General features: G+C 53.4%; 16 protein-coding genes. 12 read left to right on the plus strand and 4 right to left on the minus strand.

Features of this window, described 5'->3' with window-relative positions; genetic code table 11:
- The first annotated feature begins 47 nt into the window (after positions 1-47).
- From ACPUC8_RS10345 to ACPUC8_RS10390, 10 genes are all read left to right on the plus strand, one after another.
- A complete protein-coding gene (locus ACPUC8_RS10345; protein ID WP_494926170.1) occupies positions 48-1,337 on the plus strand; it encodes an anaerobic sulfatase maturase in 1,290 nt (429 codons plus the stop codon).
- The gene (locus ACPUC8_RS10350; protein WP_494926171.1) at positions 1,337-2,335 is read left to right on the plus strand and encodes an AAA family ATPase; all 999 of its coding nucleotides are present in this window, start codon (positions 1,337-1,339) and stop codon (positions 2,333-2,335) included. Before ACPUC8_RS10345 ends, ACPUC8_RS10350 begins: the two co-directional genes overlap by 1 nt.
- Complete coding sequence (locus ACPUC8_RS10355; protein WP_494926172.1) at positions 2,335-3,240, plus strand: DUF58 domain-containing protein; 906 nt, start codon at positions 2,335-2,337, stop codon at positions 3,238-3,240. The genes ACPUC8_RS10350 and ACPUC8_RS10355 overlap by 1 nt, the downstream gene beginning before the upstream one ends.
- Positions 3,240-3,680 (plus strand): DUF4381 domain-containing protein, encoded by a 441-nt coding sequence (locus ACPUC8_RS10360; protein WP_494926173.1) that lies wholly within the window; start codon positions 3,240-3,242, stop codon positions 3,678-3,680. Before ACPUC8_RS10355 ends, ACPUC8_RS10360 begins: the two co-directional genes overlap by 1 nt.
- A complete protein-coding gene (locus tag ACPUC8_RS10365) occupies positions 3,673-4,650 on the plus strand; it encodes a VWA domain-containing protein (RefSeq protein WP_494926174.1) in 978 nt (325 codons plus the stop codon). The genes ACPUC8_RS10360 and ACPUC8_RS10365 overlap by 8 nt, the downstream gene beginning before the upstream one ends.
- Positions 4,647-6,173, plus strand: a complete 1,527-nt coding sequence (locus ACPUC8_RS10370; RefSeq protein WP_494926175.1) for a VWA domain-containing protein — start codon at positions 4,647-4,649, stop codon at positions 6,171-6,173. The genes ACPUC8_RS10365 and ACPUC8_RS10370 overlap by 4 nt, the downstream gene beginning before the upstream one ends.
- Positions 6,170-7,186 carry an oxygen tolerance domain protein gene (locus tag ACPUC8_RS10375; protein WP_494926176.1) on the plus strand — a complete coding sequence of 339 codons (1,017 nt, stop codon included), beginning with the start codon at positions 6,170-6,172 and terminating at the stop codon, positions 7,184-7,186. The genes ACPUC8_RS10370 and ACPUC8_RS10375 overlap by 4 nt, the downstream gene beginning before the upstream one ends.
- The gene (locus ACPUC8_RS10380) at positions 7,183-8,181 is read left to right on the plus strand and encodes an HAD family hydrolase (RefSeq protein ID WP_494926177.1); all 999 of its coding nucleotides are present in this window, start codon (positions 7,183-7,185) and stop codon (positions 8,179-8,181) included. Before ACPUC8_RS10375 ends, ACPUC8_RS10380 begins: the two co-directional genes overlap by 4 nt.
- A gap of 20 nt (positions 8,182-8,201) precedes the next feature.
- Complete coding sequence (locus ACPUC8_RS10385) at positions 8,202-9,809, plus strand: mechanosensitive ion channel family protein (RefSeq protein WP_494926178.1); 1,608 nt, start codon at positions 8,202-8,204, stop codon at positions 9,807-9,809.
- Positions 9,810-10,220: 411 nt separating this feature from the next.
- Complete coding sequence (locus ACPUC8_RS10390; RefSeq protein ID WP_494926179.1) at positions 10,221-10,619, plus strand: H-NS family histone-like protein; 399 nt, start codon at positions 10,221-10,223, stop codon at positions 10,617-10,619.
- A gap of 200 nt (positions 10,620-10,819) precedes the next feature.
- Here the strand turns inward: ACPUC8_RS10390 and ACPUC8_RS10395 are convergent, their stop codons facing one another.
- Together ACPUC8_RS10395 and ACPUC8_RS10400 are read right to left on the minus strand one after the other, a co-directional pair.
- Positions 10,820-12,277, minus strand: coding sequence for a sugar porter family MFS transporter (locus ACPUC8_RS10395; RefSeq protein WP_494926180.1), 1,458 nt, complete (start codon positions 12,275-12,277; stop codon positions 10,820-10,822).
- A 384-nt stretch (positions 12,278-12,661) separates the two neighbouring features.
- Complete coding sequence (locus tag ACPUC8_RS10400) at positions 12,662-13,372, minus strand: AEC family transporter (protein WP_494926181.1); 711 nt, start codon at positions 13,370-13,372, stop codon at positions 12,662-12,664.
- Positions 13,373-13,997: 625 nt separating this feature from the next.
- Here ACPUC8_RS10400 and ACPUC8_RS10405 point away from each other — a divergent pair.
- Positions 13,998-14,201 (plus strand): hypothetical protein, encoded by a 204-nt coding sequence (locus ACPUC8_RS10405; RefSeq protein WP_039337017.1) that lies wholly within the window; start codon positions 13,998-14,000, stop codon positions 14,199-14,201.
- Positions 14,202-14,297: 96 nt separating this feature from the next.
- Here the strand turns inward: ACPUC8_RS10405 and ACPUC8_RS10410 are convergent, their stop codons facing one another.
- Both ACPUC8_RS10410 and ACPUC8_RS10415 read right to left on the minus strand, forming a co-directional pair.
- On the minus strand, positions 14,298-14,681 hold the full coding sequence (locus ACPUC8_RS10410) for a VOC family protein (protein WP_494926182.1): 384 nt from the start codon (positions 14,679-14,681) through the stop codon (positions 14,298-14,300).
- A complete protein-coding gene (locus ACPUC8_RS10415; RefSeq protein ID WP_494926183.1) occupies positions 14,678-15,841 on the minus strand; it encodes an MFS transporter in 1,164 nt (387 codons plus the stop codon). The genes ACPUC8_RS10410 and ACPUC8_RS10415 overlap by 4 nt, the downstream gene beginning before the upstream one ends.
- Positions 15,842-15,977: 136 nt before the next feature.
- Between ACPUC8_RS10415 and ACPUC8_RS10420 the strand changes: the two genes are divergently transcribed.
- On the plus strand, positions 15,978-16,748 hold the full coding sequence (locus ACPUC8_RS10420) for a DeoR/GlpR family DNA-binding transcription regulator (protein WP_494926312.1): 771 nt from the start codon (positions 15,978-15,980) through the stop codon (positions 16,746-16,748).
- Positions 16,749-16,759 lie beyond the last annotated feature (11 nt).

Here is a 16,759-nt window from a genome sequence, read left to right on the forward strand (position 1 = left end):
GATGTTCCAGGCCGGGTGGCCAGCTCACCCGGCGAGCGGAGGCGATGATGAAATACAGCACCACGCTGCCCATCAAGGCACTGCCTACGGCGGAGAAGTACAGTGGCAAAGGGCCAGCCTATACCCGTCGCTTTCACGTGATGGCCAAGCCCACGGGCTCACGCTGCAACATTGACTGCACTTACTGTTTTTATCTGCACAAAGAGAATTTGTTACATCAGGACAAGCCCGGCATGTCCGATGAGGTCTTGGAGGCGTTTGTTCGCCAGTACATCGACAGCCAGGATGGTGAGCAAGTGGTGTTCTCCTGGCAAGGCGGCGAACCCACGTTGATGGGTCTGGAATATTTCGAAAAAGTGGTCGCCCTGCAGAAGAAATACCAAAAGCCGGGTCAGCGCATCGAAAACGATCTGCAGACCAACGGTATTCTGATCAATGACAACTGGGCGAAATTCCTCAAACAGCATCGATTTCTGGTGGGCTTATCGATTGATGGCCCGGCAGAACTGCACGACCGGTACCGTCTGACGCGCAGCGGTAAACCGACTTTTGACAAAGTCATGGAAGGGGTGGCTGCGTTGAAACGCCATCAGGTGCCGTTTAATGCGCTGGTGACAGTCAACCGCACCAATGCAAGGTTCCCGCTGGAGGTCTATCGTTTTTTAACCCGAGAACTCGGCGCGACTTACATCCAGTTCAACCCTTGCGTGGAAGCGGTGGATTTCAAACAGACTGCGCCGCAATTCTGGCGTGATGACAGCATCCCGATTACCGGTACGCGTCGGGCTAAACCGGGCGATCTCGATTCGATTGTCACGGACTGGTCGGTGGACCCGGAAGACTGGGGCCGCTTTTTAATCGCGGTATTCGAGGAGTGGGTGAACAACGATTTGGGGCGCGTGCAGGTCAATCTGTTTGAGACCGCGGTAGCGCAAACCATGGGCATGCCGGCACAGATTTGCGTCACCTCTGAATTCTGCGGCAAGGGATTGGCTATCGAGAAGAATGGCGACATCTTCTCCTGCGATCACTACGTTTACCCCGAATACCAGCTCGGCAATATCCATAACACCAAGCTGGCCCACCTCGCCTTCTCTGAGCGTCAAAAAGCCTTCGGTATGGGCAAACGCAACACGCTGCCAGGTGCCTGCAAACGCTGCCCGTATCTCAAATTATGTTACGGCGAATGCCCGAAAAATCGTCTGGTGCGCAGTGAGGAAGGTGAGTTAGGCCTGAACTATCTCTGCCCCGGCATCAAAGCGTTTTTTGATTATGCACAACCGATTCTGGTCGGCATCGCCACGCTGCTGCAACAACAACCGGTGGAGCATGCCTGATGGAGATTCGGCAAAAAATCCTCGCGCTTGAAGCGCAGATGAACCTGCAAGTGCTGGGACAGCAGGAACTGGTGCGGATGTTGATCATCGCGTTGCTGTGCGATGGCCATGTGCTGCTGGAGGGGTTGCCCGGTCTGGCAAAAACCCGCGCGGTACGCGAGCTGGCGCGGCACATAGAGGGCGACTACAAGCGCATTCAGTTCACTCCGGATTTACTGCCCTCGGATATTACCGGCAGTGAAATCTATCAACAAAACGCCACCCGTGAAGAGGGTCAGTTCCACTTCCGGCCGGGCCCGGTGTTTGGCAATCTGATCCTCGCAGATGAGATTAACCGTGCGTCCGCGCGCGTGCAGTCGGCTCTGCTTGAGGCGATGGAGGAGCGCCACGTGACGGTGGCGGGGAAAACCTGGCCGCTGCAAGGGGTGTTTATGGTGCTGGCGACGCAGAACCCGGTTGACCAGGAAGGAACCTGGCCGTTGCCAGAAGCGCAGCTGGATCGCTTCCTGATGAAAGTGCTGGTGCACTACCCCTCAAAAGCCGATGAGCAACAGGTGATGCAACTGGTTCGCGCCGAGCAGCAGGCAAAATATCAGCCATCATCCGCCACGGCATCCATGGAAAAGGGTAATGAACTGCTGCTGACGCAAGCGGAGATTGCTCAGTGCTGGCAGGGTATTTCCACCCTGTATGTCGCTGAAACCATTGAGCACTACATCGTCAACCTGGTGGAGATGACCCGCTATCCCGATCGGCTCAACGAGACCTTTGCCAGCTACATTTCGTTGGGCGTCAGCCCCCGTGGCACGCTGGCGCTCGATCGCTGTGCGCGCGCACAGGCGTGGCTGGAAGGTCGTGATGCGGTGCTGCCGGAAGATGTGCAGCGCATTGCCCCGGCGGTGATGCGCCATCGCTTGATGCTGAGCTATCAGGCGCACGGGGATAACTGCCAGGCCGACGATGTGGTGAACATGCTGCTTGATGCGGTGGTGGCGTAATGTCCAATGCCTTAACCATCGACCGGGCTGCCCTGATGGCGCTGGCTGCGGAGTCGCATGCGCTGAGTAATCCGCCGGGACAGATACCGCCAGGCGCACTGGCCGGAGAACGGACCTCGAAGCAACAGGGACGCGGCCTCAATTTTGACAGTTTGCGTCGCTATCAACCGGGCGATGATGTGCGCTTGATCGACTGGCAGGCCACCGCGAGGTTGCGTTCGCCCTGGATCCGTATGTACAACGAAGAGCGCGAAAGGCCGGTATTTATCGTCATCGATCAGCGTCTGGATATGTACTTTGCCACCCGCGGGCAAACCAAATCGGTTGCCGCTGCGCGTATCGCCGCCCTGATTGCCTGGCGCTGCTGGCATGATGGCGATCGGCTGGGGAGTCTGATCTTTACCAATGATGATTTCACGTTGCTGCCCTGCCGCTCACCCAAGAACAGCTTAGCGCCCTTGGTGGAGCAGTTAGCCCGCTTTAATCAGGACCTGCCGCGTCGTTATCGCGAAGATCTGCCCGGTGAACTGTCACTGACGGAGATGCTGCAACGCATGGTGCAACGCGTACCGTCTGGCAGTTGGCTGGCGATCATCAGTGACTTTCACGACCTCGATAAGCGAGCGATCGCGCTGCTGGCGGACTTAAAGCGGCGCTGCGAAATCAGCGCCTTTGTCACGCTGGATGATCTGCATCTGCGTTTACCTGCCCATGGCCAACTTTCCGCTCACTATCAGGCACAGCAAACCACCCTCAATTTACATGCCGGTCTGCGTGATCGTATCAGCCAGAGCGTGATTGCACGGTTAGCCGATCAGAAACAGCGCCTGTCACGTATCGGCGTACGGGTGAATCAGATTGTGGTGAGCGAAGACCTGCTGTCGCAGCTGCAAAGGGGGATGTGATGCTGGCAAAAGGATTTAACGTGCCGGACTTACAGCACCCCGCGTTACCTGGCGCGGTTTCCTGGCTACCGCTGCCCGTGGGCTGGTATGGACTGGCACTTGTCGTGGTGCTGGCTGGCCTGGCGTATGCCCTGTTGCGTCTGGCGCGCTGGCAGCGTAATCGCTGGCGTCGCGAAGCCAGAGCGTTACTGGCTGACACGCAGCGCGCCGATGACTGGATAGCGCTCATTAAGCGTATTCAGCTGGTGCATCAGCCGCGATCGCACATCAGCGCGGTCCTCCGTCCTGCAACCTTGCTGGCCGGTATGCCGCTGGATGAAGAGCTGAGTCAGATCCTATGCCAGCGTTATTGCCAGCCTGACAATCTGTTAGAGGTTGCGCTGAATCAGCGGCTATCGCGGCAGTTGACCGCCTGGCTGGAGGGATTGCCAGATGTCTGAATGGATGAGTCGCATCGATTTTGCCTGGCCCTGGGCCTGGTTTCTGTTACTGGTGCCGCTGGCGATGCGATTTTTGCTGCCTCACGAGCAGCAGGTGCATGAGCAGGTACGTGTCCCTTTTCTGCCTGAGTTGATGCAAGGCCTGCAACTGGAGCAGACGGTGCCGCGCCCTTCTGTCTGGCAATCGCTCGGTTTCGGGTGTGTGTGGCTGTTATTGGTGTGTGCCATGGCCCGCCCGGAGTATCTCATGCCACCCCAGCAAATTATCAAGCCGATGCGCAATATGGTGCTGGTGCTGGATGTGTCAGGTTCGATGGAGACCAACGATGCGCAGCAAGGGCTCAGCCGCCTGCAGGCGGTACAGCGATCCGTGCGTGAGTTTATTGCCCAGCGTAAAACCGACCGTATTGGGCTGGTGATCTTTGCCAGTAACGCCTGGCCGTTTGCTCCATTGAGTGAGGATAAACAGGCGCTGCAGGCGCGCATTAACCAGCTTGCGCCGGGGATGATCGGCCAGCAAACGGCGATTGGCGATGCGCTGGGCGTGGCGGTGAAACTGCTGGACAGCAGCGGCGACAACGAAGCCAGCAAGATGGCGATTTTGCTGACCGATGGCAACGATACTGCTTCACAGCTCTCCCCCAAACTGGCCACGCAACTGGCAGCCGCCCATCACGTTGAGGTTCACACCATCGCCTTTGGCAATCTGAACAGCACCGGTGATGACAAAGTAGATGTTGCCTTGCTGAAAGACATCGCCCGGCAAACCGGTGGCAAGGCGTGGACGGCATCCTCTGGCGGTGACGCGTTGCAAAGTGTCTGGCAGCAAATTGATGCCATGACGCCCGCGCAGGTGAAAAGCACCGGATTCTCCTGGCATCGTCCCCTTTATGCCTGGCCGTTGACGTTGGCATTACTGGTGTTGCTGGCCATCAGCGTGATACGACATGTGCGGGGCTTGCATCGATGAGCGACTTCCATTTCCTCTATCCCTGGCGTCTGTTGGCACTGGTGTTAACACCGCTGCTGTTCCTGCTGAACCGTGGGACACGCAGTGCCTGGACGCAGATCATGGATCGCGCTTTTGCGCAGGCGCTGATCAAACAGCAACGCTCACCATGGCGAACCATGCTGCCGTGGATGTTCGCCCTGGGCGTGATTGCGCTGGCTGCCCCCAGTTGGCAGAAGGAACAGCCCGCCGCGCTGACACCGCAAACCAACGTGATGTTTATTTTGCAGCAGGATCTCAGCATGCTGGCCAGCGATCTGCCGCCCAGCCGTCATCAGCGCATGCAACACAAAATCACGTCTTTGCTGGCGCAGTTGCCGGGCACGCGGGCCGGGCTGGTGGTGTACCGTGGCGCGGCATTTCTCACTACGCCCCTCACCGACGATCAGGATTTCTTCTCGCTATTTCTTAACGCACAACAACCGACTCAGTTACCCGACGATGCCGGTTCGGGCCTGCAGGCCGCCATCAGACTGGCGCAGCAGAATTTGCCGTCGGCGGCGGATCAGCCCCGGAGTCTGATTCTGGTGGCGGATAACCTCAGCGCCGCGGATGCCGCCTGGCTGGCAAAGCAGACGCTGCCAATTCAGGTCTGGGTACCGGGCACCGCACATGGCGGCAGACTGCCCGATGAGCTGGCGGCAAGTGGCATCGATACCCGATTGAATGTCGCACGGTTCAGCCAGCTGCGGGATAACGGCGTGCCGGTCACCCTGGCTGGCAACGACGATCGGGATCTCAAGACCCTCGTTTCTCATATTCAGCAGGACGTCACAGCGCAACAGCAGGCGCGCCAGGATTTGCACTGGAAAGACAGCGGCTATCTGCTGGTGGCCCCGCTGCTCCTGATGCTGCTGTTATGGCGACAGCAACTGTTGTGTCTGGCATTGCTGCTTCTCCCTCTGACGTTCTACGCCCCGGTAAGCCATGCCGCCTGGCTGGATGCCTGGATCAGTCCGGATAAACAGGGACAGCTGGCATTTGATCGCGGTGACTACTCTCAGGCCGCTGAACATTTTGACGATCCCGTACGCCGGGGTATCGCACTCTACTATGCGCGGGACTTTGTTGCAGCGACGGCGGCTTTTCGTGACGCGCCCGCCACTGCGGAATCGCTGTTGTGGCTGGGCAACTGTTATGCCCAGCAGAAGCAGTGGCAGCAGGCACTCAATAGGTATGACGAAGCGCTGAGCCTGCGTCCTGACTGGGCGATGGCGCAGCAAAACCGCGCCAAAGTGGCGGATATTGTGATGCAACTGCAGCAAAAAGAGCGTGAACGGCAGGATGAACAGAGAAAAGAGGCCGACGAAAGTCCCGATGAGATCAAACAGGATCTGAAAAAGAATCAGGGCGTGAATCAGAAGGATATGCAGCCGCTGGATAAAGCGGCACCGCAAGTCAACCAGTGGTATGACAATCTCAGTTTGTCGCCCGGTGGGCTATTGGAAAATCTCTACCACTCACCGCCTGCGGAGGCACCATGAGGCGCTGGCTGCTGTTGCTGAGTCTGTTTGCGTTCTGTTGTCGTGCAGAGATCACCCTGACACGTGACCTTGTCACGCCAGAGCAGATGGTGCCGGGACAACCAGCGCGGATTGTCGTGACCTTCTGGACTGACAGTTGGTTCAACCCACCGCCAGAATGGCCGGATATGCCGATCGAACAGGGCATGCTGCTGACCCGGGAAGTGCCGAATGAGCTGGTCTCGCGCAATCAGGAGGGTGTGAACTGGAGTGGGATACGCATGCAGCGTGAAGTGATGGCATGGGGGGATGGCACGCTGCGTTTTCCCGCCATGGATATCACCTTACAGGCTGCGGGACAGCCCCCGCATACCGTTCATTTGCCTGAGTTAGTTAAAGCGGTGGCATGGCCAGCAGGCGTGCAGCAGCCGGACCGTTTTCTGCCTGCCAGCGCGCTGCAGTTGGATCAAAAATGGACGATCTATCGTGCCGCAGAGGATAACCAGTTGCATGTCGGGGATGTGATTGAACGTGAAGTCAGGTTACAGGCGAAGGATGTGATTGCGGCGCAAATCCCTCCTCTGCTGTTCGCGATTGCCGGGCGCAGCGAACAAAAACTGCCGCCTGTCACGCAACCCTTAACTGCCAGACGTGATGAGGTGGTGGGTGTGATGCGAGTGGAGCGGTTGCGCTATATCACCGATCATGCGGGCGCACTGACGCTGCCGCCGGTGCGGTTACGTTGGTGGGATACCTCCCATCATCAGTGGCAGCAACAGGAATTGCCCGGTGCGAGCTATCAAATTGCTCAGCCCCGTGCCGGTGGCGATGAGAATACCCTGCGAGGTTCAACCGGTGGCAACGGCTGGCATCTCGTATACGGGCTGGTGGGTATTTTACTTTTGCTGCTGATGCTGTGGCTGTTACGCCATCCGCTGTGGCGGGGTTTACGCTTTTTTGGCCATCAGGTATCAGGGAGGTGGCGCGCGACACCGCTTCCCGATCTCATTCCTCATGAAAGGACAAAACCATGAAACTCAGGCTGCTTGTAGCATTAACGCTATTGGGTTGTGTGCGTCTGGCGCAGGCCGACGATCTCCCAGCATGGAATGACACGCCGGCAAAACGCGCGATAGAGCAGTGGGTCACTCAGGCCACGCAGAGTGGCAGTCAAACCTTTATCCCTGAGAACCAGCGCTATGTGGTGTTTGATAATGACGGAACCTTATGGCCTGAAGCTCCGCTGACATTCCAGCTGCAGTTTGCGCTGGATGAGATCAAGCGACTGGCACCGACACATCCCGAATGGCACTACAACCCGTTGATCAAAGCGGTGCTGAATAATGACCTCGCTGCTATCAAACAGGAAGGGAAAAAAGGGCTGTACGAGATTTTGACGCTGACGCACAGCAACATGACCACCGATGAATTCAGCCAACGCGTCAGCGATTGGGTTGAAACACAACGCCATGCGCGTTTTGGCTGCCGTTACGATCAATTGGGTTATCTACCGATGCGAGAGCTATTGGATTATCTGCGTAAGAACGGTTTCAAAACCTGGATTGTCTCTGGCGGTGGCGTTGATTTTATGCGGGTGCTGGCAGAGAAAATGTACGGCATTCCAGCGGAGCAGGTAGTCGGGTCGTTTTCGTTTTCCGAATTTGCCCTCAGTGACGATGGCTCGCAGTTGCGTAAAACCATGAACGGCGCGTTTCTGGATGATGAAACCGCCAAACCTGTCGCGATCCATCTCTTTATGGGGCATCGCCCGGTGGCGGCCTTTGGTAACAGCGACGGGGATGTCCCGATGCTGCAATACACCACCACTAACCCGAAAGCCAAAACTTTTGGTTTGCTGGTGCACCATACCGATGCCGCGCGCGAATATGCTTATGACAGCCATCCCCCGGCCAGCGGAAAACTGGTCAACGGCCTGATATTGGCTAAGCAAAATGGCTGGGCGGTGGTGGATATGAAGCAGGACTGGAAGCAGGTATTTGATCCTCATTTGTGTCCCTCTGCACCCTAATTTTTCAACAGGAGAGATTTATGTGCAGCCTATTTCGATGCTGTCGGTTTCTGCTGCTGGTGCTGTTTTTACCTTTGCCGGGCTACAGTGCGGAGCCACGGCAGGCTCCCACCGAACAGGAACAGGCCCGTACTCTGGTGCTCCTCAACCAACCGGTTGTGATGCTGCAAGCCACATTCGGTCTGACGACTCCTGAAGAGCGCGTGCAACGTATTGTCAGCACGTTGCGTGATCTGTCGGTAGAGGATCTGCAACATCCTGTGATCACGGTTCCTCTGACGCGTTATCAGCAACAAGGCGTGCTGTTTACCATCAACAATAAGCCATTTATGTTGTTGAGCCAGGCGGATTTGGACGAGGGAGACGATCTGTCGTTAAGCCAGGCCGCGCAACGCGTACAGCAACGTTTTGAAGTTTTGCGGCACGATTTAATCGAGCAATACTCTCCTCACTATTTACTCCTTTCACTGGTTAAAAGTCTGGTGGCCACCCTTTTATTGGTCTTGGCAGCCTGGGTTTTATGGCGATCGTTGAGAAGTGTTCGCCGCTTTTACGCTATGCGTAGCCAGCAAGCAAAACACCTCATCCCTGCTCGGTTACGATCTCTGCTCGGCCCCTTTGAAGTTCGCCTCTATGTGCTGTTCATCACCTGCGTTTTTCTGATTGGCTGCTATTGGTGGCTGAGTTGGATCTTACGTCTTTTCCCCTGGACGCGTATCTGGGGCATGGATTTGGGTAATTACGCCACCAACTTCTTCCAACAGCTGGGCAGTATCATTATCTCCGCACTGCCCGGTTTGGCCGTGGTGCTGGTTATTTTTGCCATCACGGGTTTTATTATTCGGCTATTGAATCTGCTGTTACATCAGGTGGAAAACGGCACCCTGAGTCTGCCGGGACTGCATCCTGAAACGGTGGGTGTAACACGTAAACTTATCGCGGTGGCGATTTGGTTATTCGCACTCTCTGCTGCCTACCCTTTCCTGCCGGGCGCGGACTCACTGGCTTTCAAAGGCATTAGCGTTTTCTTCGGGCTGATGTTGACGCTCGGATCGGCGGGAGTGATGAATCATGCAATGAGCGGCCTGGTGCTAACCTATTCACGCGCACTGCGTAAAGGGGACGTGATCCGGCTGGCCGAGCACGAAGGGGTGGTGAGTGAAATCGGCATGTTAGCGACCAAAATTTTGACGCGGGAAGACTATGAAGTCACCGTGCCAAATGCGGTGGTGGTGAGTGGCAAAATCGTCAACCTCAGTAGTGGTTCGCGTGGCGCAGGGGTGAATCTGACGACTTCGGTCACCATTGGTTATGACACCCCCTGGCGTCAGGTACATGCGATGCTGGAACTGGCCGCCAGCCGCACTGATGGCGTCATGCAGGATGCCGAATTTAAGGTGCGGCAGTTGAGTTTAATGGACTGGTATATTGCTTACGAGTTGCAGGTCAGAATTGGGGAGAATGCCTCATTGGCGGGCGTCAGAAGCAAGCTGCATGAGAATATTCAGGACGTATTCAACCAGTTTGATGTGCAGATTATGTCGCCGAACTTTATCAGTCAGCCCGATAATCCTGTGGTGGTGAGTCGTGATAAGTGGCATATGCCGCCGGCACGTAAAGAAGAGTGAGTTGATTTATGTAAATACACTTCAGGATAGCCGGCCTTATAACGGATAACTTGACAACACTCCCCCTGCACCAATGTGGCATGATAAAAGCATAAGAATTTGAGCTAAGGAAGCATTTTCCTTATGCGCTCTCATAATTTAAAATATCCCGCCACAGAATAGTGAGAACATACCCAGACTGTAAGCTGTTTGGATTTTTAATGGACATCATTGATAAACGCGAATATCAGAACCTTCTCGAAATTTGATAGCTATCCGAAATTAACACTTTTCAGACTTTATTATTCGTGTGCGTTGTGGTGTACTCCTCGCAAGAGAACGCAATATAAATAGTCTCTCTGGCAAACGTATTTTATTTCAACATTTGTTAACCTTTATTCGTTCAGCGACAAAAATTTTCAGGAGATGTTCATGAGTGATTCACTTAAGGCGTTAAACAATATTCGCACTCTGCGTGCACAGGCGCGCGAAATCCCGCTTTCTGATTTGGAAGAAATGCTGGAAAAGTTCTCTGTGGTTGTTGCTGAACGCCGCGAAGAAAGCAGTGCCAGCGAAGCAGCCATTCGTGAAAAAGAAGAGAAACTGGCTAAATATCGTGAGCTGTTGCTGCAAGACGGCATCGATCCTAACGAGTTACTGAGCGCACTAACGCCAACCGGCAAAACACGTGCGAAACGCGCACCTCGCCCGGCGAAGTATAAGTATGTTGAGGATGGTCAGGAAAAGCACTGGACCGGACAAGGGCGTACGCCGGCAGTGATCAAATCTGCCATTGATGGTGGTAAATCACTGGAAGATTTCCTGATTTAAATATCATTACCCGCCATGATTAATCCAAAGAGTGGGCATAACGCCCACTTTTTATTCCTGCTGCAAAAATCCACTCTCCCTCATGTCACGCCAAAGATATCAAGATTAATACGATCCCCGCTATAGAGGACCGTGATAGTCAATAGATGAAATATCACCCTTGTTGATAATGATGTGTTGTATTAGTCAAAAATGAGCTTTTAGGGGTTCGCCGTTTGAACAGACTCATTATTCTCCTCGCCAAAATGTTGGCGCATATCACTTTCAATCTGTTCAAGTGATTTTCCACGCGTCTCCGGTAACATGGTGAAGACAAATACTAAAGAAGCAACATTGATTGCGGCAAAGATAAAGAAAGCACTGTTACCAACTACCGAGAGCAAGGGGGGAAATGCGAATGCCACGATTGCATTGCAAATCCACTGAAATGAAACTGCGGAACCCGTGAGCACACCTCGCACTTTCATCGGGAACAGTTCCGACATTAATAGCCAGTAGACCGGTGAGATGCACATCTGCATAAAGAACAGAAACACCAGAATACAGGCGAGAGCCAGCAAGCTTTGCGTCATGCTTTGCGGCATAAATAATAATGTTGCGCCTAAAGCCAGCTGCATCGCAATAACCACCGATAAACCCGTCATCAACATTGGGCGACGCCCGAAATGGCTGATGGCTTTAATGCCGGCGAAAGTGGCCACTACCGAAACCACGCCGTTGCCGATGGTGGCAGCGATAGCTGCACTTGTACCCAATCCGGTACTTTTCAGGATTATGGGCGTGTAATACATAAAGGCATTCACGCCGGTAAACTGAATCACCAGCCCCATTGCGGAACCGACCATCAATAAACGCATCACCCATTTCTGCTGCAGCAGCTCACGAGCTGGCGGTCCTTTGCGCGCTTCACGAGCGGCCTGCCGCATCTCTGTCATCTCTTTCTTCACTTCACGGGGATGTTCGCGCAGAGTTCGCAAAATGCGTAATGCTTCATCAAATCGCCCTTCCGCCACCATCCAGTGTGGTGATGCAGGAACAAAGAAGGTGCCGACAAATAACAGCGCGCCAGGGATCATTGCCAGAGCCAGCATATAGCGCCACATCTGCGGATCATGCAAAAGTAAACTCATCGAAGCACTGACGATATAGGCGAGCAGTTGGCCTGAGACGATCATTAACTCATTGCGACTCACCAAAGGTGCACGCTGTTTAGGCCCGGCTATTTCAGCGATAAACACTGGTACCGTTGATGAACCGCCGCCAACCGCTATACCCAGAATGAAACGCATCACCACCATCACTTCAATATTGGGTGCAATGGTGGTACCCAAGGCACCGGCGACAAATATCAGCGCCAGACTTCGCAGCGTAATCCGACGACCAAAGCGATCGGAAACATAGCCACTAATAAATGCTCCGATGGCAGAGCCGAAAGTGAGCGAGGAGGTGATAAGACCTTCGGTGAAAGGTGTGAGGTCCAACCCCCCTTGATCGCGTGGGAGGGTCATATACGGCAATGAGCCTGAGATAATGCCGGTATCATAACCAAAGGCCAGCGCTCCCATGGTGGCCACCAGCACGACAAAGAACAGACGTTGTTTTACCGTGAGATTGAGCGAATCACTACGATCCGGTGTGTCTTGTGAAGTGTCTTGCATTACATATTCCCTGATTTGCCAAATAAACACGACATCTGCCGTGAAAACAAAGAAATAAGTATAGGCGTGAATTTGAAAGTGTGATCGGAGTCACTGGATGTGTATGCGTAGTCACCGCTTCCAGTGAGCCAATAAGAATCCTGCGGGGGCACCATTTAGTTACATCATACATTGGCTTTATATTAACTTCATACCGGCCTACGGCCGGTAAAGAACGCTAATCAAGAAAAATTAGCTGTCTTTAAGCCCGATTGATTATGAAAGGTTCCACAAAACGCTCGGGATCTGGCAAGAATGTTGGAGAACAAATTAGTGTGTTGTAACTAAATGCAAGCGTGAGGTTTTAATATAGAGCAGTAACAGCCTTTAAAGCGCCCCACTCCACTACTTGTTCAACATAAACAGACCCGCATACAGACATAACGCGATGATGCTGATACACGTTCCGCAGCTAATCGTTCTCGCCGATTCGCCGGTGCCGAGATAGTGCGTCTCCAGCACAATAATATTCGCCGCAGGCGGCAGCAGGCAAAACAGATACATTGTCGCCGGATTGTCCGTGATTAACCTGAAATGCACCAGGTTTGCGAGACCGAGTAATAGCGTCATCAGAATGGCCATCACGGTGGATTTGATCAGAAACGGTTTAATCTCCAGCCACAGGTCATTCAGTGATAATTTTATCTTCGACAACCAAATACCCATCACGGCCATGCCCAGAAAACTCATCAAAAATTTCGCGATATCATACAAACCGGTAAACCAGCGGGTGACTTCCTGACTAAAAGGGATAAGTGCAGCACCGGCAATCAGCGCCAGTACAGGCGGGGTTTGTATCAATTTGACCAGATTAAACCTCTCCCCAGACAACATGCCTGCCCCGACTGAATTCCCTACGATCGAACTACCGACATAAGCAGCAATGATGATGGTCGCAGCATCATCACCAAATAGCGCGCTGGCAACAGGCAGCCCTAGCCATCCAATGTTGAGATAACTGAAACACAGACTTTTGACAGGATCGAATCTGATCAAACGACATACTGTCAGCATCGCAAGCATACAAACTGCCGTAGCGATAATGATGGTACTCATGCTGCTGAAGCGCGTGGATATATTGAACATGATGACAATGGGGATAACCACTCGCGTTAAAACCCATGATGCTGACGACTTAAAGTCCAGAATGGTTTTGCCGACAAACCAACCGACAAAGAGGTAAATCAGAGGGAGAAAAAGTGTCACCGTGCTTCCTTTACGGTTGCTGAGCAGCGTTCAACCGCTACAGAGACGCTTCCTTGCAACAGAGCAGGCAACGACTGCACTACTCGCAACGACGGCAAAATCCCCTTCGCTTAGAACATACTGGTAATGATACGAGATATTTATATAACAACATTTTTTCTCAAGTGTAAATCACTCTCATTTAATGTAAATTAAATTCAACACACTTCACAAGTTAATGATATAAAATTCTATTTTTACCAATCTTAACTATACTTCGAGATGTAGATGCATTCTAAAATCAAGCACTACAGCGAATAAACATAAGTCATTCTTTTTTATTTGACGTTCTCCAGGGGTTCTGATGTCAGGCATGTGCCCACCATCAGATCGGTACACCTCATTGAACTGAGGTGCCCATAATCCGCTGTGATCGATTTGCACGCGTAAGCAGCAGGCAATCCAGTATCCCGGCTTAATTTCACGGAGAGTCGTCATGAATAAATCTTTTTACTGCTATCTGATTCGATACAGCTCAGGTTCATTAACCCTGCATCTGCAAGGTTGTTCACACCTTAATGAGGGCGAGAACCGCATTTTCTTGGGTTCCGTGTATAAAGACTTTCAGGCGATGAATCTGGCAAAGCGCCACAGTTACGATGTTTCCACGTGCCCAGATTGCATGGGTAAGTATCACTGAGCCTTAAAAGTTGGTTCCGCAAATCATTCTCCCACTAATGGGGAGACCTCATCGATCTCCTATTAGTGTGTACAAATATCTATTTTTCTCTGACATTCAACTGACGATCTCAATCAGATTCCCATCCGGATCACGCATCACCGCCTCATAATAGCCATCTCCGGTGACACGAGGCGGGCTGACTAAAATATGCTGCTCAGCAGCCAAGTTGGCCAAATCATCAACCTGCTGCCGAGACCCGACAGTGATGGCGATATGCGCCCATCCCGTCAGTTCTTTCCCGTTTGGCCCCTTCTCTAACCCGTCCAGACTCATTAACTCAATCGTTGGACCTTCATGCAAACGGATAAAGTAAGAACGAAAGCCTGGCCGGTTTTTGCTGATATACAGGTCGTTAGCCATGCCACCAAAATAGTCACGCCAGAACTGTTTTTGTGCCTCGAGCTGAGTTGTCCATAAAGCCACATGTGCGATTTTCATACGTTTTCCCTCGCCGAACGATTCTGGCCAAGATTCAGGGTGAATGAGATGGCACCGACAAACAGCATCAGCGCCATGATGAGTGAAAAAGCGATAGCAAGTGAGCTGAAATGGGCGACATAGCCGATCATCGCCGGACCGCTTAATACGCCCAGATACCCCATGGTGGTCATCGCTGGCACCGCCACAGCCTGCGGCATAACACGCTGTTGGCCCACTGCCGAAAACATCACCGGAACAATGTTGGCACAGCCTGCACCGACTAAAATGTATCCCAGCAGTGACAGGTGCCAGGAAGGCACGAACGTCACCAACGCAAGTCCGGCAGCAGCCGTGACGGCGCCGCTGAAGACCACCGTTAAGCGCCCCATATTTCTAATCAGCCGGTCACCTGTCAGCCTGGCCACAGTCATTGCCACGGCAAAACAGGTGTATCCAAGGCCACCCAGCGTCTCTGGCATGTTTCTGACCTGAGTAAGATAGACAGCGCTCCAGTCCAGTACCGTGCCTTCCGTAAGAAAGACCAGAAAACAGACCAGCCCGAGTAGTAAAACGATGCCACGGGGCACGGCAAAAGCAGGCCCCTCCTTCGGGTTGGCGTAGGTAAGAAGTCCCGGATAGCTCAGAATGGATAAGACGATAACGGTTAACGTGATCAGCAGCGTCGCGACAACCACGTTGATACCCAGCGCCAAAAGCAGGGTCATCAGGCCCGCACCAGCGATTCCACCGGAGCTGTACATGCCGTGGAAACCGGACATCAGCGGCACCGGGGAGGCTTTTTCAACCAGGATGGCCTGAATGTTCATGGCGCAGTCTGTGACACCCACGCCAATGCCAAACACCAGCAACGTGATCCCAAGCAGAATCGGATCGGTCATTAGCGCCAAAAGAGGGGTGCTCACGATGACTAACGCGATGGCAGCGACGATGACACGACGGCATCCGAAGCGGCTTGTCAGCGAGCCCGTAACCGGCATGGCGATCAGTGCGCCAAGGCCGAGGCACAACAACAAGGTACCCAGTGTTGCCTCGTTGACGCCGGTATTCACCCGGGCGTAGGGCACGATGACCGCCCAGGTCGCCGTGACAAATCCGGCGATAAAGAAGGTCAGCCGAGTGGCACGGCTGGAAGAGATCATTTGTGGCGGGTGAATCATTTCAATCCTCGTCAAGAAAGCTGAAACATCGAATTTTTTGGCGCGCGTTTCAAACACCCCAGGAGTGATTGACAGGCTGCCCGCCATGCGCGATTATGCTCACTTAAGCTCAATCATGATATCCAAGAGGCGTTTAGTGCTCGATTATGCAGCTTTCCCCAATCAACGACAAGATCTGATCCGACAAATATTACGCGACCAGGGCCGCGTGGTTTGCGTCGAACTCGCTCAGCAAATGGGGGTTTCTGAGCATACAGTCAGGCGCGATCTTCACGAATTGAGTAGGGAAGGTGTCTGTAAAAAGGTGTATGGCGGCGCGGTGCTGCAACTACCCGATGCCGGGAATTTCGCTACCCGAAAAGAGCACAACACTTCAACAAAGGACATGATCGCGCAGAAGTGCGCAAGTCTGGTCAAGAACGGCAGCATCATCTTTATTGATTCAGGCAGCACCAACCTTGCCATGGCGCAGGCGCTGCCTGAAACACTGGCCCTCACCGTGGTCACCAATGCGCCAGATATCGCCGCTGCAATGCTGAAATTTCCCCATATCGACGTGATTATGCTTGGCGGTCGCATTCATAAAAGCAGTGGCGGTTGCGTTGGGAACACGGCGATTGAGCAACTGAAGGGTATACTGTTTGACCAGGTGTTTGTCGGGGGATGCGCCATGAGCCCTGAAGCCGGACTGACAGGCTTTGATTTTGATGACTGCGCGTTTAAGAGAGCCGCCATCGCACAGAGCAGCCAGACCATTGTCGGTCTGACTGCTGAAAAAATTCCCGGCATTGCCCGGTTTGCTGTCGCCAGCTGTGAAGAGATAGACATTCTGGTGGTCGAAGAGAAGCTGAATAAGGACTTCTACAACGCGTTTGAGGCAGAGAACATCGCTATCCTGACGGTTTAAAATTGAGTAAG

This window comes from Pantoea sp. CFCC18177 (assembly GCF_059412425.1).